The sequence below is a fragment of the Desulfoluna sp. CLI2B genome (assembly GCF_056847375.1).
Genome location: NZ_CP186557.1, coordinates 300,398 through 322,322 on the forward strand (window position 1 = coordinate 300,398; position 21,925 = coordinate 322,322).

General features: G+C 60.3%; 17 protein-coding genes. 12 read left to right on the plus strand and 5 right to left on the minus strand.

Annotated features, from left to right (window positions below; all coding sequences use genetic code 11):
- The first annotated feature begins 482 nt into the window (after positions 1-482).
- From phnD to ACOYW2_RS01485, 3 genes are all read left to right on the plus strand, one after another.
- Positions 483-1,049 (plus strand): phosphate/phosphite/phosphonate ABC transporter substrate-binding protein, encoded by a 567-nt coding sequence (gene phnD, locus ACOYW2_RS01475; RefSeq protein WP_482769140.1) that lies wholly within the window; start codon positions 483-485, stop codon positions 1,047-1,049.
- A complete protein-coding gene (locus tag ACOYW2_RS01480; RefSeq protein ID WP_482769141.1) occupies positions 1,003-1,281 on the plus strand; it encodes a hypothetical protein in 279 nt (92 codons plus the stop codon). Before phnD ends, ACOYW2_RS01480 begins: the two co-directional genes overlap by 47 nt.
- Before the next feature lie 97 nt (positions 1,282-1,378).
- Entirely contained in the window at positions 1,379-3,742 is a 2,364-nt protein-coding gene (locus tag ACOYW2_RS01485; RefSeq protein ID WP_482769142.1) for a methyl-accepting chemotaxis protein, read from the plus strand.
- A gap of 120 nt (positions 3,743-3,862) precedes the next feature.
- Here the strand turns inward: ACOYW2_RS01485 and ACOYW2_RS01490 are convergent, their stop codons facing one another.
- From ACOYW2_RS01490 to ACOYW2_RS01510, 5 genes are all read right to left on the minus strand, one after another.
- A complete protein-coding gene (locus tag ACOYW2_RS01490; protein WP_482769143.1) occupies positions 3,863-4,963 on the minus strand; it encodes a polysaccharide deacetylase family protein in 1,101 nt (366 codons plus the stop codon).
- A gap of 214 nt (positions 4,964-5,177) precedes the next feature.
- Positions 5,178-6,911: a tetratricopeptide repeat protein gene (locus tag ACOYW2_RS01495; RefSeq protein WP_482769144.1), complete on the minus strand. Its 1,734-nt coding sequence runs from the start codon at positions 6,909-6,911 to the stop codon at positions 5,178-5,180.
- Positions 6,912-7,184: 273 nt separating this feature from the next.
- Complete coding sequence (locus ACOYW2_RS01500) at positions 7,185-8,534, minus strand: MFS transporter (RefSeq protein WP_482769145.1); 1,350 nt, start codon at positions 8,532-8,534, stop codon at positions 7,185-7,187.
- Entirely contained in the window at positions 8,531-9,106 is a 576-nt protein-coding gene (locus ACOYW2_RS01505; protein ID WP_482769146.1) for a chalcone isomerase family protein, read from the minus strand. The genes ACOYW2_RS01500 and ACOYW2_RS01505 overlap by 4 nt, the downstream gene beginning before the upstream one ends.
- Before the next feature lie 151 nt (positions 9,107-9,257).
- The gene (locus tag ACOYW2_RS01510; protein WP_482769147.1) at positions 9,258-10,619 is read right to left on the minus strand and encodes an SDR family NAD(P)-dependent oxidoreductase; all 1,362 of its coding nucleotides are present in this window, start codon (positions 10,617-10,619) and stop codon (positions 9,258-9,260) included.
- Positions 10,620-11,128: 509 nt separating this feature from the next.
- Here ACOYW2_RS01510 and ACOYW2_RS01515 point away from each other — a divergent pair.
- The 9 genes from ACOYW2_RS01515 to ACOYW2_RS01555 all read left to right on the plus strand — a co-directional run bounded on the left by ACOYW2_RS01515 (position 11,129) and on the right by ACOYW2_RS01555 (position 21,891).
- Positions 11,129-12,226 carry a GAK system CofD-like protein gene (locus tag ACOYW2_RS01515; protein WP_482770967.1) on the plus strand — a complete coding sequence of 366 codons (1,098 nt, stop codon included), beginning with the start codon at positions 11,129-11,131 and terminating at the stop codon, positions 12,224-12,226.
- Between the two features lie 85 nt (positions 12,227-12,311).
- A complete protein-coding gene (locus ACOYW2_RS01520) occupies positions 12,312-13,478 on the plus strand; it encodes a hypothetical protein (protein WP_482769148.1) in 1,167 nt (388 codons plus the stop codon).
- Between the two features lie 100 nt (positions 13,479-13,578).
- Positions 13,579-13,845, plus strand: a complete 267-nt coding sequence (locus ACOYW2_RS01525) for an amphi-Trp domain-containing protein (RefSeq protein ID WP_482421422.1) — start codon at positions 13,579-13,581, stop codon at positions 13,843-13,845.
- A 3-nt stretch (positions 13,846-13,848) separates the two neighbouring features.
- On the plus strand, positions 13,849-15,489 hold the full coding sequence (locus ACOYW2_RS01530; protein WP_482769150.1) for a phosphotransferase: 1,641 nt from the start codon (positions 13,849-13,851) through the stop codon (positions 15,487-15,489).
- A gap of 68 nt (positions 15,490-15,557) precedes the next feature.
- Complete coding sequence (locus tag ACOYW2_RS01535) at positions 15,558-16,430, plus strand: GAK system ATP-grasp enzyme (protein ID WP_482769151.1); 873 nt, start codon at positions 15,558-15,560, stop codon at positions 16,428-16,430.
- Entirely contained in the window at positions 16,427-17,506 is a 1,080-nt protein-coding gene (locus tag ACOYW2_RS01540; protein WP_482769152.1) for an HprK-related kinase B, read from the plus strand. The genes ACOYW2_RS01535 and ACOYW2_RS01540 overlap by 4 nt, the downstream gene beginning before the upstream one ends.
- Before the next feature lie 602 nt (positions 17,507-18,108).
- Positions 18,109-18,741: a hypothetical protein gene (locus ACOYW2_RS01545; protein ID WP_482769153.1), complete on the plus strand. Its 633-nt coding sequence runs from the start codon at positions 18,109-18,111 to the stop codon at positions 18,739-18,741.
- Positions 18,696-20,480 (plus strand): methyl-accepting chemotaxis protein, encoded by a 1,785-nt coding sequence (locus ACOYW2_RS01550; RefSeq protein ID WP_482769154.1) that lies wholly within the window; start codon positions 18,696-18,698, stop codon positions 20,478-20,480. The genes ACOYW2_RS01545 and ACOYW2_RS01550 overlap by 46 nt, the downstream gene beginning before the upstream one ends.
- Before the next feature lie 436 nt (positions 20,481-20,916).
- Positions 20,917-21,891, plus strand: a complete 975-nt coding sequence (locus ACOYW2_RS01555) for a hypothetical protein (RefSeq protein WP_482769155.1) — start codon at positions 20,917-20,919, stop codon at positions 21,889-21,891.
- Positions 21,892-21,925 lie beyond the last annotated feature (34 nt).

The following is a 21,925-nucleotide window of genomic DNA, read 5'->3' on the forward strand; positions in this document are numbered from 1 at the left end:
ATGAATGAGCAAATGCCACTAAGGCTTTGATTGTTTAAATCAAATGGGGCGGCCATGATTGCTTTATGGATCAGTTTCACTACTTTTTCTAACTATGAAAGATATAAAAGTCTTTACATGTAATATACTTGTGCTTATGATTTTCCTGTATTACGTGGTTGTCAGGTGAAATTGGTAGTGTTTTTTGTTGATGTTTTATTTGCTCAATTTGAAATAAAAATTCGGAAACCAACCCTGAATATTCCTTATTGTCGGGTGTTCCCCGCATCACCGCCTTTTCCTGTATCAGCCAGTACTCGCTATCCTTAATGAATGATGTATCCCCTCACCGCCGAAGTGAGCGTTTTGCGTCCCCCCCCCTTTTTCAGCCTGTGGCGAGCAACGGGAGGTGTGAGTGCCCTTCATCCGTGGGAACGGGTTGCGTCTTCACCCTGAAGGGCCCGTGCGCCTTTTCTATCAACGAAATCCAAAAGGAATGAGACATGAAAAAGTCCCTGTTGCTCACTGCTATGATGGTTTTTTTTCTCTCGGGTGCCGCCCAGGCCGCCCTGACCTTCGGGGTGATTCCCCTGGAAGATAAGCAGATTATGGAGGAGAAGTTCACGCCCCTTGCCGGGTACCTGAGCAAGGAGCTGGGAGAGCCGGTGGCCCTGCGTGTCGGCGAGAACTACGAGGCCATCGAGGCTGCACTGCTCTCCGGCGACCTGGCCTTTGCCTACATCGGCCCCGTGGGCGCGGTGAAGGTGAATGCTCAGAAAAAGACGGTGATCCCCATCGTCAAGGTCGTGAAGAAGGGCTCGCCCTTTTACAAATCCTACGTGGTGGCCCCCAAGGACTCGCCCCTGGCATCGGTTGCCGACCTCAAGGGCAAGGTCTTTGCCTTTGGTGACAAAGGTTCCACCTCCTCCTACCTGGTGCCGAGGTACCTTCTGGCCAAACAGGGCGTGACCCTGGACGCGCTTGACGACCACCTGCTCACGCTCATTTCAACGTGTGGCGGCCATGCTGGACGGCGAGGCCAACAGGGGTGTCAGGGAAACTGGTCCTGAAGAAGCCAAGAAGCTGCTGGGACCGCCGTCTCCCAAGCCCATCCCCAACTTTCCCATCTGCGCCAACATCGAGGCCCTGGGCAAGGAAAAGGCAAAAACGCTCCAGAAACTTCTGGAAACACTGTCCGCCGACGCCCCGGAGATAAAGGCCATCAACAAGAAGTACGACGGGTTTGCCAGGGCAACCATCGGGGACTACCGGATCATCCAGGCCATCATGAAGCAGCAGTAGGCCGACAGGGTCCGTTCCGGGTCAGGTGCGCAATGCCCCTTTCGGTGCGGGGCGTTGCGCGGTGGCGTGTGCACCGTGAGATGCGAGGGGGATGAGAGTGAAACTCAAGGTAGAACTGCTGTCCATGATCATCGTGGGGATCCTGCCGGCGTTGTTCGTGGCGGGGTATGCCAGCTACAGGATTTCAGGGTTTATCGAGTCGCGGCAGTCCGAGCAGATGGTGGCGGACAGCCGGATCGCAGCCGAATATCTGGAGGAGGTTCTGGACCATCGTATCCGGGATATCCGGTTGCTCCTGGCAAATCCCATCCTGGGCCAGTCGCTGATCACCGATTTTGATTACGGGGATGTGGACACCCTGCTCACCGGCCTGGTCCGGGACAAGGACAATCCCTTTTCGTTTTTCATGGTGACAAATCAGGAGGGCACCTGTGTGTCGGCCAGCGAACCCGGGCTCATCGGTGCCCGGCACGGGGAGGAGGCATGGTACCGCCAGACCCTGGCCCGGGGGACCTACTGGTCGGACTGGCACGAGCAGCCCGAGGGCTCGGTTCTCACCCAGCCTCCCTTTGGCGGGGATGCCCGGTACACCATGGTCATCGCCACGGTGATTCGTGATGCGGACGGCGGGGTGCTGGGTACCCTGAGCGCGCGGGTGAAGTGGCAGCTGGTGCAGCAGTGGCTGGAGGGCAGGGTAAGCAGCTTCCGGGATCTCGGCTGGGCAACCAAGACCCTGACCGTGGTGCGCTCCGACGGCACGGTCATCGGTCATGAAGAGGGCAGCGCGGGATATGGCGGGAACATCCGGGAGAGCCTGGGGGAAGGCTCGGACAACCTGAACATTTTAGAGACCGTGGGCCAGGGTTTTTTCAGCGATGCCACCGAAGGGCACGCCACCGTGTACGGATTTGCCACCGCAGATTTCGGCGACTTCACCTGGAAGGTGCTCACCTCGGCCTCGGAAGATGAGTTTTTTCAGGTGAGGCAGGAGTTTCTTGTGGCCATGGTGGTGGTGTGCATCCTCTGTTTTCTGGTGGCTGCGGGGCTGGGGCTCTTTACGGGCAACGGCATCGTGCGTCCCTTGAACCGGGTGGTCTCCATGCTTCAGGGTATTGCCACCGGGGAGGCGGATCTCACGGCCAGGCTGCCCATGGCCGGCGGCCGGGGAAAGCCCGACGAGATCGGGGCCCTGTCCCTTGCATTCAACACCTTTATCGGCAATCTGGAGCGCCTGGTGCGCAGCATCCGGGGCAACGCCGAGACCATCGGCCATGCATCGGTGAACATGGACCGCATCGCAGGGGAGATGTCCGGTGGAGCCCGCCAGATGTCGGCGGACTTAGGAGAGGTGGCCTCCTCCTCCGGGGAGATGAACGCCAGCATGGATGCCATGGCAACGGCCATCGATGAGTCGGATCGCCTGGTGGGGCGCATGGCCGAATCGGCCAAGTCCATGACCGCGAGTGTGAAGGAGGTGGCCCATCAATCCGAGCAGGCCAAGGAGATGACCCGCGAGGCCGTGGCCCAGGCGGAGTTGGCCAACACCAGCGTGGAAGCGCTGGGCAAGGCCGCGGGGCAGATCACCCTGGTGACCGAGACCATCAAGGAGATCGCCGATCAGACCAACCTGCTGGCCTTGAACGCCACCATCGAGGCGGCACGGGCCGGAGAGGCGGGCAAAGGCTTTGCCGTGGTGGCTGATGAGATCAAGGCCCTGGCCAGGCAGACCGCCGAGGCCACCCTGGAGATCGAGGACCGGGTATCCGGGGTCCAGGACTCCACCACCCAGACCGTGCAGGTGATCGACCGCATCACCCAGAGCAGCACCCGGGTCAGCGACATGGTGAGCACCATTGCCTCGGCCGTGGCCCTGCAGGCTGACGCCAGCCGGGAGATCGTCTCCAAAGCCGACGACGTCTCCCACTCCATGCAGGAGGGAAACAAGCATGTGGTCAGCGCCTCAGGTGTCAACGACCTGGTCTCCCGGGAGATCTCGTCGGTGAAGGGCGCGGCCGACGGCACGGCACACCGGTGCATCGAGGTGGGCGGGTTTGCCGGAGAACAGAAACATATCGGGATTGTCCTGCAGGAGGTCATCGGCCGGTTCAAGGTCTCTGCGCCCCCCTTTGACATGGGCAAGGTGAAAAATGCCCACTTTGACTGGAAAATGGGCATCGAGACCGCCCTCCAGGGCATCCGGACCATGGAGCCCGGCGAGGTGCCCGGCCACGGGGCGTGCGCCTTTGGCCGCTGGTATGCCTCGGTGGACGATTCCGTGGCCGCCCTTCCCCAGTACCGGGCCGTGGGGGCCTGCCATGAGGAGGTCCACACCCGCGCAGAGGCGGTGGTGGCCCTTCACACCCAGGGGAAAACCGACGAAGCCCGGGCCGAGATGGCCCGCTTTGAAGAGGCCCGAAACGCCCTTTTCGAAACTTTGGACGAACTCTACCTGTGTCGGTGACGTCCCGGGATCCATGCAGGTTTTGATCTGTCGTGTTCCGGGGTCAAAGGTTTAAACAGCTTGCCACACAGCTCTTGCGAATTGTTTGGACCTTCCGGAAGGCCGTCGACGATCCGACTGTTATCCGGGGTCAACAAACTCAATGTTGGCTTCCCGTGAAAAGTCATGCAGGGCCCCGACAGCCTCAATGGATTTCGGGTACAGGTCGTGGAAGAGAATGATCCCTTTTCTCCACAACAGGATCAGGGTGGTCACCCGGTCGGAGAGCTGGTCAGGGCCGATTTTCCGGTTCCAATCCTGGCTGTCGATATTCCAGAGGGCCACGTGGCTGTGGTGTACGGTGCGAAGGTGCGCGATCATCTCCGGGGTTCGCTGACCGTACGGAGGGCGAAATCCGATGCGGCTGGAAGGGGTCGAAAAAACAGCCGAGATCAGGGCATGGGTCCTGTCTATGGATGATTGCCACTGGGCGTACCCGGGGTGGGCCTTGTGGGTATACCCGTGGGAACCCACATAGTGTCCGGCATAAAGGGCTTGGGCTTTTTCAGGGGGCCATGTTTCCAGGCGCTCCCCCAGAAGAAAGAACGCCGCCTTAAGGTGTCTGCTGTTCAGCTCAGAGATCATTTTCCCGGTGACCCCATTGGGGCTGGGGCCGTCATCAAAGGTCAGGATGAATTGCTTGTCGCTGAGTTCAAACCCGTTGCGTTCGGATTGGTCCAGTTTCAGAATTTCACTTGTGATCCGGGGGAAGAGGGCCGCCAGGCGCAGCTGCTCGTACACGTAGCGGGTATGGAATTTTCGGGAACGCTCTTTCCACTGATCGTACTCGGAAGGAAGGGTGAGGTAGTGGGGCCTGGTGGCGGCGGCGGCGTCTGCGGAATCAATTTTTGAGCCTCCGCCCCACCCTTTGGCGTCCTGCCTTTGGGCCGCATTGAAATTTTTAACCAGCTCGTCCCGGGCAAAACGGACCCACCTCCCTACAGACGCCATGTCGGGCTCTTTGACGCCGGTGAATGCCCGGATCGTCTCTGCACTGCCTGTGTCCACGGTGCTCAGCACATCGAGGAAATGATAGCCCTCGAAGGCTGAGGCCCGGTCAAAGGCGGCATTGCTGTCAATGGCTTCCGGCCAGGTCTTTCTGTCATAGGTTGCTATTTTTTCGGGACCCGCGGCATGGGCGGCGGAGGTGAAGATGAGTAAAAGAATCAGAATGTATCTCATGGGGCGTTCCCTTGCCTCGGGCGGGCCGCTTTTTTGACAAGGGTCCCCGCACATGTTTCCGTGGCAACAGCCTTTCCCCTCAGGACCTGCTGGCATCGTAAGGGAAAGACCGTTGCAAGCGATGTTAATGGCGTGCCGAAAGAGCGGGGACACCCCACTCTTTCGGAACAGGTAAAACAGGGCCCCCGGCAGGATCGCCGGAGGCAGGCAGGGATTACATCCCGAGCTTCTCATTCATGCGGGCGATGCCGGAATCGTAAGCGCTGTGGCTTTTGAATGACTTGGCCCAGATAAAGTTCTGGAGCGCCTCTTCGTACTTGTTCTGCGCCTCGAAGATTCGAGCGATGTTGTAGTAGGAGCTGGCGCTGACGGTTTTCTTGTGTTTTCCCCTTGCCAGGGCAATGGCCTTTCTGTTGGCCCAGATGGCATTGGGGTAGTCGTCTGCCCGCTGGTAAGCCAGCCCGAGGTTGCTGAAGGCCTGGGCATAAGTGGGGTCTTTTTCGATGGACTCTTTGTAGTAGTAAATGGCCTCATCGTATTTTTTCTTGTGATAGAGCTCTTCGCCCTTCTTGTTCATGTCCCGTGAGATTTTACGGGAGAACCGGATCTCCTGGGCCTTTTTGAGGGGGCCGACCAATGCCCTGGGCTTTCCGCCGGAGAGTTCGATCTTGGAGAAGCCGACGGTATCTCCGCTGGCCTTTTCGATGGTGACCTTGAACTGTGTGATGGGCAGGTCTTTTTCAAAGGTCCCGGAAATAAGGCCGCTTCCGGGATCAATTTCGTAGTGGCGCTTGTCGTCTCCGTTGAGGGTTACGGAGATGCTTGATGGCATGTGTACGCCGTTTTTCGGGGGGTGGATGGTAAAATGGTCGGCCATAACCGGCTCATTGAAGTTCAGGGCGATCCATTCTTTAACGCCGCTTCCGGCTACGCCTTCGGCCCAACAGGTGTTTTTGTCCCCATCAACCACAAAGTGGGGAGAGTAGGGGCTTTCGTTGCCCTTCAGGCTGTATCGTCGACTGGATGCGGTCACCCAGCTCGGGGCCTGGTATTGCGTGACATTGTCTGCCAGGGAGTGGCCTGCAAGGGTCAGCTCGACAGATCTCCAGGTGAAATCGTAGGACGGGCGGCGGCTTGCGAAGGTGAGGGTGTAGTTGCCGGAGCTCCCCCCTGCAATCTGGGTGATGATGCGCTTGAACTGGCCTGAGTCCTTGTCGTAGAAGGTACCGCCCAGCTCAGAGGTCATGGCCTTGTACTGGTCGATGTTGGGGCCCACCACGTGGAGCTGGATGTTTCGCTCCGCCAGGTTCGTGATGATCTCCTGCATGGAGAGGGGGCTTATGGCGTCCCGGGCATGGAAGGTTGCGTCGGTGATCAGGATAAAGATGACCCGTGCATCATCTCTGAAGGGCTGACGGTAAGCGGCCTCTATGGCGTCCAGTGCATTTTCCGGCTCATCATCGCCTCCGGCCGCTCGCAGGGAGGAGACCCAGGTTTTGAAGTCCTCGGCGTTTTTTGTGCGCTTAAATGGGTTGTTGATGGTGTCTTTGTAGGTGATCAGGCCCAACTCATAGTCAAACCCCGATGACTGGATGATATCGGCAAACTCAATGGTTTTCTCTTTGAGTCCTTTGATTTCGTATGCCATGCTGCCGGTGTCGTCAAAGACGAAGACGATATCCACCTTGTTGCGTTTCATCTCCTCCGTTTTTTTTGCTTCGAATCCTGTCATTTCAACTGATTTTAAATCTTCCATAAGGGAGAATTGCTCAGGCTTCAGGCCGTAAACGGGGTGACCGTTGCTGTCCAGGATGTTCACGTTCAGCTGGATCTGGGGGAAATCAGTGACGATGGGCTGAATGAAGGCTTTGCCTGTGGCTGCGTGTGCTTGGGCAATGGAAAAAATGCCCACGAGAATCAATGAGCAGATTTTAATAATTTTTGACATGGAACTTCCTTTCTCTTTGGCACGTCAGGTTACAACAGTTGGGAGGGCCATCAGAAAAACTTTTCCGGTAGGCAAATAAAACGCTTAATCACAGAGGCGTTGAAGCGGTTCGAAGCAAGGTGTCCGGCAACCCGTTGGGAAACATCTTGTAATAGCACCTGTTTTGTATGATTCGCAGGCGAATTTTCTGGTATGATATTTCGAAAAGAATAGAAATGTCAACCTTATCTGACGTGCCGGGGCGAAGAAAAAGGGAGGCATGACATCTGTGGGTTAAGGGGAGGGACGTTGAGCCATGATCTCTTGATGGCGCTTTTGGGAAAGGGGGTAGAAACCGGCAACGGCAAGGGCCACAATGCTCAAGAGGCAGGGGACAAGGGCGTACAGGGTCCGTAAGGCAAAGATGGCCTCTGGTCCCTGGCGCTGGCCCGCCTCGTAGCCGAAAAAACCGAGTGCCCAGAGACCGAGGCCTGCCCCTGTGGCACCGGCCATTTTTTTTGCCACGGAGAAGACCCCGATGTACTGGCCTTCGCGCCGTTTGCCGGTGAGGGATTCGTCGAAGTCGATGACATCGGCGGTGAGGGCGGAAGGGAGGGCAAGGCCGGCGCCGAAGCCGATACCCGAGACAAAGACCAGGGCCCCGTAGACCCCTTCGTCACCCGGCCCAAGCCAGAAGACATAGAAGAAGGCTCCGGTGTTGATGGCCATGGAGGCCATCCACGCCGCCTTTTTTCCGATTCGCCTGGCAAGCCGCACCCATGCGGGGAGAAAGACGACCCCCGAGACAAAATAGAGGAGAAGGAACAGCTCGGCCCGATTGGATTCAAGGACGTGTTCCACATAAAAAAGGATCAGGGTGGCGGGCATCTGGGCGGCGATGGCGCTGAATGCAAAGGCCACGACCAGAATGCCGAAGGGTCTGTTGTTCAGGAGGGGGGCCAGGCTCTCTTTGAGATGAAACGGCTCCGGCAAAGCGGTGGTGGTGTGTTCCCGGACCCTGACAACGCAGATGCCGCAGCAGGCCAGGATCAGGGGAATGTAGACAAGGGACATGATGAAAAAGACGGTGTGGTCGGAAAATGAAGTCCCGGTGGATCGCAGGGCGGTGCGGATGATGACGGGGACGATGGCCGCCATCATGGTGCCGGCGATGAGAAACCCGTCCCGATAGCCGAAGAGAACCGTTCGTTCATGGTAATCAAAGGTGAGCTCCGGGCCCAGGGCTTCGTAGGGCACCACCGCAACGGTCCAGAAGACGAAGACCAGGGCCAGCCAGATGAAAAACCAGGCCGTGGTCCAGGGGACGCCAAGTTGGGGTGGGTTGAAGAGGCAGGCGATGGCCAGGCAGAGAATGACGGCCCCCACCGCGATATAGGGGCGTCGCCTGCCCAAGGGGCTGGCGGTGCGGTCGGAGAGCATGCCCATGACCGGATCGGTGATGGCGTCAAAGAGCCTCAGCCCCAGAAGGCCCGCCCCCACCACGGCAATGTCCAGTCCCATGACGTCGGTGTAGAACTTGGGGATGTAGATGTAGACGGGGATGCCCACCACGGCCATGGCAAAGGCGGGCAGGGCGTAGGCGAGCTTGACCGGACGGGGCAGCCTTTCGTTCCCCGGCTTCACTTCGCCCCCAGGAGCCGCTTTCGAAAGGCCTTGTCGATGGGGGCGTCGCCAAGCCAGACGGCGAACATGGCCCGGGCAAAGTCAGGCCCCTGGAAGGTCCCCAGCAGGATGCCGTTGAGGGTGAGGGAAAGGCCCGATTCCGGTGCGTAGGTCAGGGCGTAGCGGTCGGTGGGGCCAACGGAGCGGAAGGCGCGGCAGAGGCGATACAGCTCGGGGGCAATGCGGGCATAGGTGGCCTCATCCGTGTTTCTTTCCACCATGGCGCGGGTGGCTTCGGCAAAGTCCTCGGCGTCGATGGTCTGGAAGTATTCGAGGACCAGGTGCTTGGGCACATCGCTGAGCACCTCACTGGAGGGGATGGCCTTGGGCATGTAGAGGGCCCCGGCATAAGCCCTGATGAACCGGAGGTAACGCAGGGTGGCAACACCCCGCAGGTGAAGGGTGACCGGTGCGTCCGGGTAGACCAGGTCAAAGCGGACCCCGTCGATGGTGGCCGTGGGCTCCAGGCTGTGGGCGGGAAGGACCCAAAGGCAGCAGATCAGGAGCAGGATGGTGCGTTTAATGGGCAACATGGCTCTCCTTGGACCCGATTTCTCTTTTACGGTCCGGACATGGCAAAAAGGGGTGGGTGTTTAGGTCTCGCGTTTATGGATCCTTTGACGGCGCAGATCATGCTCATGGTGCTCAAGGGCTGTGAGAAGTTGCCTGCGCTCATCTTCGGTCTCACGGGTACCGGGAAATACATGGGTGACATGGGGCCTTCGGTCGAGCCAGAAAAGGCCCGAGCACCGGCCCGGTGGTTCGGCCGCGGCAAGCCAGACCAGGGTGTCGGCCCCTTGAGCAGGCGTTCGAAGCAGGGGCCGGATCGCTTTGTGAAATCGGGGCAGGGAGGCGGCAAGACCCGGGGTGTCCACCCATCCGGGGTGCATGGCGTGGACGGCAAAGGGGCGGTGGCGAAACACCTCGGCCCAGTGCTCGGTCAGGATCACCAGCCCTCGCTTGGCCCATGCGTAGGCGGTGGGCCCGTAGGGGTGGGGGCACATTCTCCAGGTCGTCCACGTGGATTTTCTGGGTGTACATGCCGCCGGAGGCCACGTTGAGGATACGCGGCTCCTTTGCCCGGCAGAGGGCGGGCAGGAGCCTCCGGGTGAGGGTGAACACGCCCAGCAGGTTGATGGCAAAGGTGCGCTCCAGGCCTTCGCTTGTGGTCTCCCGCTGGGGGAACAGCGCCCCGGCGTTGTTGATGAGCACGTCGATACAGGGCGCCTCGTGAAGGATTTCGTCCGCCACCCGGTGAACCTCGGCCATGATGCTCAGGTCGGCGGTGGCCACGTTGATCTTATGGTTGCCCGTGATGCGGGTAAGCTCCCGGCTTGTCTCCATGGCCTTTTGTCGGTTTCTTGCGATGAGGATGAGCCGGGCGTCCCGCAGGGCCAGGGCCTGTGCCGCGGCCTTACCCAGGCCCGATGTGGGGCCGGTGAGGACCACGGTTTTGCCGGTGAGAAGCTCGGTGCCGGGTCTCCAGAAGGGTTGGGCCAGGTTGTGGCCCCACTTGCTGAAGCTTAAGGCGCCGGGCAGCACCAGGCGGTCGGCCACGGCATCAACGGGGTGGACCCCCCGGTGAAACAGGGCCACGGACCGGGGCGGGCCCGGGCAGGGGGAGAGGGCTGCCTTCATGCCGTCCATGGCGGCCCGGCCGATGCGCTCCAGAAGGGGCCGCACCACCGGCGCAAGCCGGGGCGGCATATCGGGCAGGTCAAAGCAGGCCGTGTAGGTCACCGTGGTTCGGGAGCTGTTTTCGCTCATCACAATGGTGTCGGTGACGGCAAAGGAGTCTCCGGTTCCCTTGAGCACCACCCGGAAGGGGGGACGGTACTCTGTGATGGTGTAGACCATCCGCATGGAAAAGATCCCGTACCTGAGGGCCAGTGCAAAGGAGGTCCCCTCCCCCACGGGGCCGTCGGATACCTTTTGGGACGATACCACGCCGGGATCCCAGTGCTGGATAAAGGAAAAGTCGCTGATGACGCGGAAGGCCTCGTGGATGGGCCTTCGAACGGCAATGGATTTCGTGATTTCAATCATGGATCCCCCTTTACGTGAGGGTCGAGCCGTTTTTACCCATGGACCAACGGGGCATGGGGCACGTCGGATGCGCCATGGTGGTCGGGTTCGGGCAGGCGAGCCGGGAGGCAATCAATGGGTGACGGGCAATCTGTATGTGGCGCGAGAAGTAACTTTTTAGAATTACCGCAAAATACACGACAGTGTCAAATCCTTCGCCAGCAGAACCTGCTCTCAGCATTGGGTTTTGTCCCTTTTTTCATTCCACGTCATGACCGATTGGGATATATTTAAGATCTATTACCCAACCTATGACCGGCGTTATCCCCTTGTGGTTTCGGGAGGCGCCGGAGCGTGCCCTGTCGGTCCCCGGCCAATGGCTTGCCGTGGTCCTTTCTCGCATCGCAGCAGGGATTCGGGCCATGTTCCGAGAGTGCTGATACCCCCTTACAGGACGCAATACAGGACGAGATGTGTATCCCTGATTCAAAGAAATCAGCTCTCCAGTCTCTCCACACACAGGGCCGAGGATTCTCTTTTTCAGTGGTGGAACCGCCCTGGGTGAGGTCTCCCGGGAGTTGACGCGGTATACCCACAACACCATTCATATCATGACTCCCTTTGATTCCGGCGGGAGCAGCGGGGAGCTTCGTCGGTGGTTTCACATACCGGCCATGGGCGATATCCGAAGCCGCCTTCTTGCTCTGTCGGACTCGGCCACCGGTGAAGGACAAGCCGCCGCCGCACTTTTTTCCCACCGATTCTCCCGGGACATGCCCCGGGACGAAGCGGCCTCGGAGCTCGCCGCCCTGGCTGGGGGAACCCATCACCTGTTCCAAGGGCTCTCCCTGCGGACAGGTGAGGCCCTTTGCCCCCACTTTCGGCGGTTTCTGGAGTCCATGCCCGATGCCTTCGACCTGAGGGGCGCCTGCATGGGCAACCTGGTGCTGACCTCAGCTTATCTTGCCTCAAGCCACGGCATGGCATCCGGGATCAGCCTGGTGGCAGCCCTTGTGGGGGGCCATGGCGAGGTGCATCCGGTGGTGGCCGAGGACATGCATATCGCCGCGGCCCTGGCCGACGGGTCCGTGGTTGTGGGCCAGCACCTTTTGACCGGCAAAGAGGGCGGGGCCATCCAGTCCAGGATTACCCGGGTGTGGCTGACTCCCTCCCTGGACGACACCTCTCCTGTCAAGATCTCCATCGACGGGGAGACCGCCGACCGCATCGCCGGTGCCGAGCTGATCTGTTTTCCCATCGGCAGTTTTTTTACCAGTGTGGTCGCCAACATCCTTCCGTGGGGTGTGGGCAAGGCCGTTGCCGCAAATCCCTGCCCCAAGGTGTTTGTTCCCAACCCTTTCGAAGATCCCGAACTGTTGGGCTACAGCGTGGGAGACCAGGTGGCGGCCCTGCAGGCCTACCTTGTTGAGAGCGGGGCTCCCCGGGGGCGGGACGCCCTGCAGTTCGTGCTTGTGGACAGCCGTAAAGGGCAATACCCCGGTGGGCTGGACACACAGGCCATTGAGGCCATGGGGGTCGATGTCATCGACGTGCCCCTCATCGGGGACCGCCCCGGAGCTGGCATCGACAAAGGACACCTGACCCGGGCCCTGCTCTCGTTTACCTGACCGCGGATCATGCCCCGCAAGGGGGATCCCGTTGTTGGGACACCGGCCGCCGTGCCCGCTCCGGGCAGGGCAAAGGAAAGAGGCCATGACAGACAAGACCGTGTCATCCGGAGAGGTCGGGCGTAGGCTTTTTCCCCGGCAGGGCTTTTCCGCCGAAGTCGCCGAAGGGGACCTGGAGCGCTTCTTAGGCCTCGTGGCCACGGAGCTGGCCCCCTGGCAGGTGGAGCAGGTCACGCGGCCCCCTGTGGTGCACCATCGTCAGGAGGCCCTCCTGGCGGTTCACTGGCACCCTGAATTTGTCCCCATGCCCTTGATCAAGCAGCGATTGAAGGCGGCTTTTCCCAATATCCGGGAAGCCCTGATCATTCCTACCCAGCACAACCAGATGATGAGCTGGGGCGGCTACACCGGTGTGGAGGTGGACTGCTACGCCAAAAAATTCAACAGCAAGGTGCAGCTCCTGCTCCATTTCACCGACGAGAAGGTCCAGGAAGCCCATGTGCTCAAGTCCATGCTGGAGCTCACCGCAAAGTACCGCTCTTCCCAGCTCTTTGATTTCATGGACACCATCATCAAGCCCCGGGAGGAGAGGATCAACCAGGCGGCCATGGCCACAGGTGCCGATGCCGAGGTGGTCGCCTTTACCCGGGCCCAGGTGACCCGGATTCAGACCCTTCTGGATGAAAACTGGCCCAAGGTTCCGGCCATCTCCGTGAAAAACAAGCTCCTCAAAAACTGGTTCGACACCCTGCGCCCCGAGGTGGGGGACCTTGCCATCGGACGGGTCCAGGCTTACCTGCAGGCGGTGAAGCAGATCGTCAAGACCCATTTCCCCTTGAGCTATTTCTATCGGGCCTCCGAGGTCATCGAGGAGGTCCGCGCCCTGGGGGGAGGGGTGGTGATTCCCCACCCGGAGGAGTTCTGGCCCATCCTCCTTGCAGGCTACGACGTGGACGGCATCGAGACCTGGAATCCCCAGTCCCAGCGCTACACCGAGTTTCTTATTTCCGTTGTGAACGATCAGAACCGGAAGAGCCCGGCAACGCGGCGAAAGCAGCTCATCTTTATGGGCGATGACTGCCACATGGGAGAAAAAACCAAAGCCAGGGAACTTCAGGACGAGGCCAAGGCAAGCCGGGAGATCGGTTATCAGCCTGCCTGGGACAACCTCAACATCCGGAAGAAGCTTGTGATCCACGGGGTCAGCAGGCGCTCCGTCATCCGTGAGTACAGGGAGCGCCTCAAGGGGTAACCGTAATAGTGCGCAACAGGCACCACATGCCGGACAGCGTGAGTCGTTTTCGGTTTCCGGCCTGCCCGGTAAATCCATTCACACCTTCAGGAGCCCTTCCATGTCCGACGAAAAATTCCTTTTCGATTCCCTTCAGGACAACGACACCATCACGGCCTTTCTGACCTCCCTTGCCGAAGGTTTTCGCAAGGGGGCCATCGCGTTGTCCACCAACGGAGCCGCCATCGACCTTCACCCGTCCGGGCTCCTTAACTTTACGGTGAAAGCCAAAAACAAAGCAGGCCTCACCAAGTTGAGTATCACCGTGAGCTGGCGAGACGGGGAGACGCCGGATGGGCAAGGGTACCCCCCGTTGCAGGTGAGGTAGCCCATGGCGACTCCGGAGGGCCTTGACCAACATTTCCGATTCCTTGTCCTGGCCGTGGAGACCCAGGCCCGGGGGACCCGGATGTTCTTTCTGGACCCTGTGCGGAAAGGCATGGCCAAGCTTCACTCCCGCAAGAGGTACATCGATAACCTGAAAACGGTGGTGGACAACGAGTGCTTCGGGTTCATTCACAGCCGAAGCTCCCTGTCGCGCCCCCTTGTGAACAAGGTTCGTGCCGCCCAGAGAATCTGCGACAGCCTGGCACGTATCGGGGACACCCTCGTAGACGTTGCGGAGCAGGCCGCACACCATAGCTGCCGGGAACTCCAGGCGGCAATGGATGTGGAGGGGGCCTTTTTACCGATTGTAAGGGGCATTGCGCCGATTCAAAGGGCCCTGGCCAAGGGCAAGATGGACGCCGGTCTCTCCATCTGCCGGGTGGGATCGGAGCTGGACCGGGCCTGCGCGGACGGTGCGGAGAAGCTCATGGCCGCGCTGCAGGAGGGGGGCGACCCGCGGCACCTCGTTTCCGTCCTCTGCGTCTTGAGGGATTTAGGCCGGGTGGGAAACGAACTCCTCAACATCGGGGAGGCGATCCTTTTTTCCATTCTGGGTGAGCACATCGACATCGAGCAGTTCCATGCGCTGAAGAAAACCCTGTCCAAGTCAGGGAGTGCCGATTCTGTGGAAAGCATCGATTACCGGGCCATTAAGGGGACGCGGTCCGGGTGCCGGGTGGGGGAGGTCAGGGGGCCGGGCACCCGGCCCGAGACCGGGAGCCGGATCTACAAAGAAGGGCCCTTGGAAAAAATAAAACGGGAAAAGGAGAACAACAGCCGGTGGCAGCGCTGCTGCCCGGGCCTGGTGCCCGAGATCTACAGTTTTCATGCTCAGGGGGAGAACGGGTCCCTGCTCCTTGAGTTTCTTCCCGGGGATACCCTGGACACGGTGATCCGGTCGGCAGGGGACGCTGCGGCGAAAAGCGCCCTTGACGCCCTTGAGCGTACCCTGTTTGCCGTGTGGGACCGCACTGCCGTTACAGCGCCCCGGAATACGGACTACATCCATCAGATCCAGACTCGCCTTGCCGATGTGCTGGCGGTGCACCCTGCATTTTTCCGGGAGAGCACCCACGTGGGCCGCGCCGCCGCCCACTCCGTGCAGGAACTCCTGACGCGGTGTGCGGCCATGGAACAGGGGCTGGCAGCCCCGGTGTCCGTGTTTATCCACGGGGATTTCAATACGAGCAATGTGGTGTACAACCACGACACAGGGCGTGTGCACTTCATCGACCTGCACCGATCCCGGGATTTCGACTACGTTCAGGACGCCTCGGTGTTTCTGGTCTCCCTGTTTCGCACCCCGGTGTTCGAGGCCGACCGCCGTCGGCGGATCAACGGGGCCATTCACAGGTTCCACAAGGGGGTTGAAGCCTTTTCTATGGATCGCGGCGACGCCTCCTTTTCCGTTCGGTTGGCCCTTGCCCTGGCCCGGTCTTTTTATACCTCCACCCGCTTTGAGCTTAATGCCGACTTTGCCCGGGCCATGTACAAGCGGGCCCTGTTTCTTCTGGAGAAGGTCCAGGGGTGTCAACGCGGGGACTGGGCGGCGTTTCGGTTTCCCGAGGAGGTTCTTTACTACTGACGGGGCCTGAAGGCGGAGTGTCCGGCGAACTCGTCATCTGACCTATCATAAGATTCAGGAGGGATGCGGTGAACATTGGCGTGATCGGCAATCAGGGAGGGTGGTCCTCGGAACAGCTTGCCGATGCGGTGGCTGCCCGGACCGGGCGGCGTGTCCTCATCTCCCCGGACGAGATCCGCCTGGATCTGCCCTCGGGCAGGGCCCGGTGCGGTCCCCATGATCTTGCAGGGTTCGATGCCCTGATGATTAAAAAGATCGGCGCGCGCTACTCCCCGGACCTTTTGGACCGGCTGGAGCTGTTTCGGTACCTGGAGGGGCGGGGGGTGAAGGTGTTCAGCTCTCCGTTGTCCCTGATCCGCGTGCTGGACCGGCTCTCCTGCACCATCACCCTTCAACTGGCCGGGATTCCCATGCCGCCCACCACTGTCACCGAGAGTGAAGAACACGCCATGGAGGCCCTGAAGGCCTACGGCACGGCCATCCTGAAGCCTTTGTACACCTCAAAGGCCCGGGGAATGGTCCATTTGAAGGACGGGCCCGGGGCAGGGGAGATTATTCGGGCCTACAAGGCGAAAAATCCCATCCTCTATCTTCAGAAATCCATTGCCATAGGGGACCGCGACCTGGGTATCGCCTTTGTGGGCGGGAAGTACCTGGCCACTTACGCCCGCAGCAGGCAAGGGGGATCATGGAATACCACCACGGCGTCCGGGGGCAGGTACCGGGCCTTTGACCCTCCTGCCGAGGTCATCGAGTTGGCCCACAGGGCCCAGGCCCTGTTCAACCTGAGCTTTACCTGTGTGGACGTGGCCCTGACAGACGAGGGCCCCTTTGTCTTCGAAGTTTCGGCGTTCGGTGGTTTTCGGGGCATTCTGGAGACCACCGGCATCAACGCAGCGGACCGATACGTGGACCATGTGATGGAAAGGATCATGCCATGATCCTTTCCGGCGGAACCTGCAGAGAACTCCTGGCTCGGGTGCGGAGCCGCATTCCGGCCAACCACGGGCTGACGCTGGGGTTTGCCGGGTGCCTGGTGCAGGTCACCTCAAGTTCTCGAGGCTTGAAAGAGGTCCTGGCCGATTACTTTCAGGAGTTCCTCTGTGACGGCGGCCCGCCTGCCGTGCGCATCAGCCTCCACGAATCCGAGGTACTGTCTGTCCCCTTTGCCTTTGCACCGAAGCCACCGTCCCCCGGCAAGACCGTGACCAAGGAGGAGTGGGTGGATTTCCCGGACGGGCGCATGGTGCGTAAACGGCTCACGGGCATGCTTTTTCTCTTTGGCGGCGGCGAGCACCTTGCGGTGGGGCCTTGCCTTGCCAACACCAACCAGGTGATCAACTTCATCAACAATCGCTTTATCGAGTGGAAGCTAGGTCAGGGGAGCCTGCTGGGACATGGGGCGGGGGTGGTGACGGGCAATCGAGGCCTTGCCGTGGCCGGGGTATCGGGATCGGGGAAATCCACCCTGGCCCTGCATCTCATGGCGGCAGGGGCAAGGTTTGTCAGCAATGATCGCCTGATGGTGATGCGACGTGGGGAAGGCCTTGAGATGTGCGGGGTGGCCAAGCACCCCCGCATCAATCCGGGGACAGCCCTGACCGTGCCCGGGCTGTCCGGCCTGCTCGCCCCCGGTGAGAGGGCTCGGTTCAGGTCATTGCCCCGGGATGTTCTTAAGGATGTGGAAGAAAAGCACGACGTGCCCATACACCGGTTTTTCGGGCCGGGCCGTTTTGTCCTGACAGCCCCCCTCTGCGGCCTGGTGATCCTGAACTGGTCCGGGGGAGGTTCCCCCACCATGGCACGGCCCCTTGAGATGCCCCGGGACGCCAGCCTGCTCTCCGCCTTTGCCAAGGACACCGGCCTTTTTTACGGCCCGTTTCAGGGGCAGGACACCAGGGCCCCGACCCTCTCCGCCTATGCCGACCTGCTGGCGGGAGTGCCCGTGGTGGAATTGTCCGGGGGCAGGGATTTTGTCCAGGGGACCAAGGTCTGCCTTGCCATGCTTTCGCCCTGAAGCAGTGGCCGGTTAAAGCCAGAGGTTTTCCACGGAGAGACGACGCAAAAAAAACCATCGCTTGATACTGACAATGATGGGGCCTGTGTGGGCAAGCACCTCCGGGGTGTACCAGACGGGGATGCCGTCCACCAGGGCCTTGCGAAAGCTGTTTTTCCTAAAGGGGACGCCCCGGCGAACTGCCGGGGTCAGGTCGGGTGCCCGGCCTGAGGGGCGTCAGCCGCCGCAGCTCTTTTTCTTCACCATACGGAGGGTCACGGCCCCTCCCCGTTTGCGCAGGGCGTGCCCTGCTTCGTCGGTAAACGCGATATTGAGGGTGTCCAATCCTTTCACCTTTCCTTCCGGTTGTGGTCCATTGCTTTTTTCTACCTCACAACAGGCCCGTCGTAAAGGCAGCCTTTGTGAGTCTTTCGCCATGCCATCTCGTTTTATAAACAGTTTGTCAATGTGATTCTTCGGCTGTCTTTTCAGCGTCACAATCGCCTAAAGTTCCCTGTTTACTGGGTCGATACGTGATGTATCAGTGCGTTTTTCGGCGGTCAGGGTTTTTTGCGGTGTGTGATGTGGCCCTGGCGCGGACCATGGACAACGGAGGATGGTGGATGTTTGCAGCGGTAAGTTTGAGGAAAAAACTGATTGCAGGGTTTGCCCTGCTGGTGGGGGTGCTCCTTGTGGTTGGGGGCACAGGTTATCTCAGTTTGAACCGGGTCATCCGCCAGGCGGACGAGGGGTACATGACCCTGGAACTTGATACACAGCTTAAAGGAACCTTAAGCGAACAGGTGGCCTACGCCAAAGAGGGGAAACCCGAGCAGTTTGAGGCCTTGAGCAGGGGGCTGGACATCGTAAAGGCCATGCTGGAAGAGCTGGGTCGGGTGTCCGGTACCACCGGGGAGGTGGACACGCTCAACACCGGGCGAACGCTCTACGAGAAGAACCTCATCTCCCTGAAAGCTGCCAAGGATAAGAAGGCCGAATTGCGCGGACACCTTTTGACGAGCGCCGCCGAGGTGAGAGCCACCACACAGGAAGAGGCGCGTCGCATTGAGTCGGCCATTCGCGGGGAGGTGCTGGAGAACAGCACCTACTACCTCAAAAAGACCGCTTTTGCCTCTGTCCGAAACCTCGTGGACGTGGCGCGGTGCATGGGACGTACAAGGCCTCTCGTTCCCGGAAGGCGGCCCTTTCCGTGGTGCGCAAGATGCACTTTGAGGGGAGCAACTACTTTTTTGTGATGCAGCCGGATTTTGCCCTGGTGGCCCACGGCGCGGACCGCAGCCTGGAAGGCATGGATTTTTCCAAGATCCAGGACAAGAAGACCGGAAAGCGTTTCATGATTGATGTGGTCAACGGGGCGGTCAAGGACGGCACGTCCATGACCGAGTACTACTGGACCAAGCCTGGCATGGGGGACGCAGTGTTCCCCAAGGTAACGGTGGCGCGCTACTTCAAGCCCTGGGATTTGGTGATCTGCGCCGGGGTGTACGTGGATGACATCGAGACAGCCGGGCGGGAGCTTGGTGGGGTCATCGAAAACGGTTTCACCCGGTTGGAGCAGGTGGCAAAGGTGAACGAGGCCCTTGTGGATGCGCGGTTGGGGGCCCTTTACTACCTGGCTTTCCGCACCGATCCCGGCAAGGTGACCGAGGCTCTGGACGGCCTCATGGAGATGGAGGCGACCACCGAGGCCATCCGGGCATCGGCCGGAGAGTACAGGGCCACCTGGGACGATTACGTGGCCCAGGACAAACATGAGCTGGCAACCGGCGCCGAGGCCCGGGGGCTCATTGAGGAGGCCTCCGAGACGGTACACACCATGGCAGAGCGTTCCAAGAAGGCCTTTGTGGAGTCGGCCTCCTCGGGCAAGGCCGTCATCGTGATTTTTATCCTCATCGGCGGAGCCCTGGCCGTGGGGGCAGCCCTGGTGCTTATTGTCTCCATTACGCGTCCGTTGAAGCAGGCCGGTGACATGCTCCGGGATATCGCCGAAGGGGACGGTGACCTCACCCAGCGCCTGGCCGTTGCCAGCCGTGATGAGCTGGGGGAGATGGCGCGCTGGTTCAACCTTTTTGTGGAGAAGCTCCAGCAGATGATCCGGGAGATCGCGGGCAACTCCGAGACCCTCTCCCGCTCTTCGGCCGGGCTGACGGATCTTGCGGGCCGCATGGCCCAGGGGTCCGAGGCATCCTCCTCCAAGGCTCACACCGTGGCAGCGGCCTCAGAGCAGATGAGCTGCAACATGGAGGATGTGGCCCGTGAAACCGAGCACTCCGCAGGCAGCCTCAACACCATGGCCTCGGCCACCGAGGAGATGACCTCCACCATCGGGGAGATCTCCCGGAACTCGGAGTCGGCGCGCACCATCACCGGCGACGCGGTGACCCAGGCCCGGCAGGCCAAGGAGAAGGTGGGAGACCTTGGGGAGGCGGCCCTGGCCATCGGCAAGGTCACCGAGACCATCGGGGAGATTTCCGAGCAGATCAACCTGCTGGCCCTGAACGCCACCATTGAGGCGGCCCGGGCCGGGGACGCGGGCAAGGGGTTTGCCGTTGTGGCCGATGAAATCAAAGAACTGGCCAAGCAGACCGCGGTGTCCAACCAGGAGGTCAGAGAGCGCATCGGTGGCGTCCAGGCCTCCACCGAAGAGACCGTGGTCGAGATTGATGGCATTGCAGAGGTCGTGGACCAGGTGAATCAGATTGTCATTACCATTGCCGCGGCCATTGAAGAGCAGTCCGTGACCACCGCTGAAATTTCCGGAAATATCAACCAGGCCTCCTCCGGGATCCAGACCGTCTCCGACAAAATCTCCGAAAGCACCGGGGTCTCCCGGGACATGGCCCGTGAGATCGCGGACGTCAATACCACAGCCGGGGAGATGTCCGATGTCAGCGCCCAGGTGCGCACCAACGCCCGGGAGCTCCACGGCCTTTCAGACCAGCTGAGTGCCCTGGTGGGGCGCTTCAGGGTGTAAGGAGGCAGCGGGCCCCGGTGGATGACTTGCGGCAAACCCTTCTGCCCCCGGGGGGCGAAGCCGCAGGGTCTCCTGCGGGGCCTGTCACCCTGCCGGTGGGCATTTTTTCTCGGCAGGGGTCGGGGCGACCCTTCGGTTTTGGGCCGGGCGGGCGAAGGATGATTTTTTATTGAACATATGGGGGTGTTGCTGTAGGATTTTAAGCAAAATTTCAATCTGTTGAGGCGCGGGGTTCGCACCCTGCGCTCACGCCGCATTGCCCGTTTGACGTCGGTTCGTTCCCTTCGACCCCTCCCACGACACAGGCGGGTATCAGTCCCCTTTCATCGGTCAACATCCTCTGGGATGCCGTCCTTTCCATGGTGAGCCACGCTCTGGTGCATCCTGCAGGCGGAACGGACTTTTTTTCCTGTTTCTGGCGAATGGTGGAGGCGAAATGGAGATAAAACACGCACTGAGTGTTATGGATCCGGCTTCCGGAAAACGTGTGCAGCATGAAAAGGTGGTGCTGATCTGCCACGGCATCGACTCCTCTTCCGGCGATGAGGCCATTGACAAAGAGTTCGCCTGCGTGATTCTGCGTACCCTGATTCCGGATTTTTCCGACGGGATCGATGTGGAGTACATTTATGCCAGAAGCCGGGACGGCGACACCGCTGCCAGGAAGATGATGACCCTGAGCAAAAGCCGGGGACTTGACGCCTTTATCATCCCGGATCTTGATGCCATGGTGATGCCGGTGGCTTTGGGGCTTGCCTTTCCCGCAGCCGAAGGGCGGCAGCCCGTCGTGGTGCTGGTGTCCCAGGACGAAACAGACACGTTTCAGGACCGGATCCGCGTGGAGTCTGTGGTGGATTCCTTTGGGGCCGCAGAGCCAACACCCGCTCCCCGGGTTGCCGTGCCGACGCCGGGACCCCCCGCCGGAGAGCCTCGCAAGCAGGAAACCGCAGAACCCGCAGCCGCAAAGGAGGAGCCAGCTCCGCAAACGCTAAAGCCCCGGAAGACTGGAGGGCTCGCCTTAAAACTTATAACCATCGGCCTGTGTGCCCTTGCCGGTTTTTTGTACTATCACCTGCTGATGCTGCTGTGCGGGGTGGTTTACAATCTCTTTTGGGAAGGGGCCTTCCAGGGAAGCCTGGAGAGGGCCGGGGGGATTGTGGCTGCCCTTGGAGGGGTGCTGCTCGTTGTTATCCTGGTGCCGAGTATCAGGGAAGAGTGGTTTGAGGTTTTCGGCTGGATCTGCATTGCCTTTGCCATTCCCGCCTTTATCGGTGCCATCTCATTTTACGACCCCGCAGAAGCGGCGGGGTTTCAGGCCTTTGTCACCACCAACGCCAGGTCGGTGGTTCTGATGTGTGCAGGACTGCTCCTGATCCTCTCCGGTGCCCTGTTTGTCCGGTTCAAGCCCTGACCCGGACTCCGAGTGCCTTCCACCCATCCTGTTG

Bases quoted from the DNA above. Each gene is read 5' to 3' on its own strand.
- ACOYW2_RS01545 (WP_482769153.1), top strand. From the start codon at position 18,109: ATGTTTGCAGCGGTAAGTTTGAGGAAAAAACTGATTGCAGGGTTTGCC.
- ACOYW2_RS01530 (WP_482769150.1), top strand. From the start codon at position 13,849: ATGGCGACTCCGGAGGGCCTTGACCAACATTTCCGATTCCTTGTCCTG.
- ACOYW2_RS01555 (WP_482769155.1), top strand. From the start codon at position 20,917: ATGGAGATAAAACACGCACTGAGTGTTATGGATCCGGCTTCCGGAAAA.
- ACOYW2_RS01505 (WP_482769146.1), bottom strand. From the start codon at position 9,106: ATGTTGCCCATTAAACGCACCATCCTGCTCCTGATCTGCTGCCTTTGG.
- ACOYW2_RS01540 (WP_482769152.1), top strand. From the start codon at position 16,427: ATGATCCTTTCCGGCGGAACCTGCAGAGAACTCCTGGCTCGGGTGCGG.
- ACOYW2_RS01495 (WP_482769144.1), bottom strand. From the start codon at position 6,911: ATGTCAAAAATTATTAAAATCTGCTCATTGATTCTCGTGGGCATTTTT.
- ACOYW2_RS01525 (WP_482421422.1), top strand. From the start codon at position 13,579: ATGTCCGACGAAAAATTCCTTTTCGATTCCCTTCAGGACAACGACACC.
- ACOYW2_RS01490 (WP_482769143.1), bottom strand. From the start codon at position 4,963: ATGAGATACATTCTGATTCTTTTACTCATCTTCACCTCCGCCGCCCAT.
- ACOYW2_RS01510 (WP_482769147.1), bottom strand. From the start codon at position 10,619: ATGATTGAAATCACGAAATCCATTGCCGTTCGAAGGCCCATCCACGAG.
- ACOYW2_RS01520 (WP_482769148.1), top strand. From the start codon at position 12,312: ATGACAGACAAGACCGTGTCATCCGGAGAGGTCGGGCGTAGGCTTTTT.
- ACOYW2_RS01480 (WP_482769141.1), top strand. From the start codon at position 1,003: ATGCTGGACGGCGAGGCCAACAGGGGTGTCAGGGAAACTGGTCCTGAA.
- phnD (WP_482769140.1), top strand. From the start codon at position 483: ATGAAAAAGTCCCTGTTGCTCACTGCTATGATGGTTTTTTTTCTCTCG.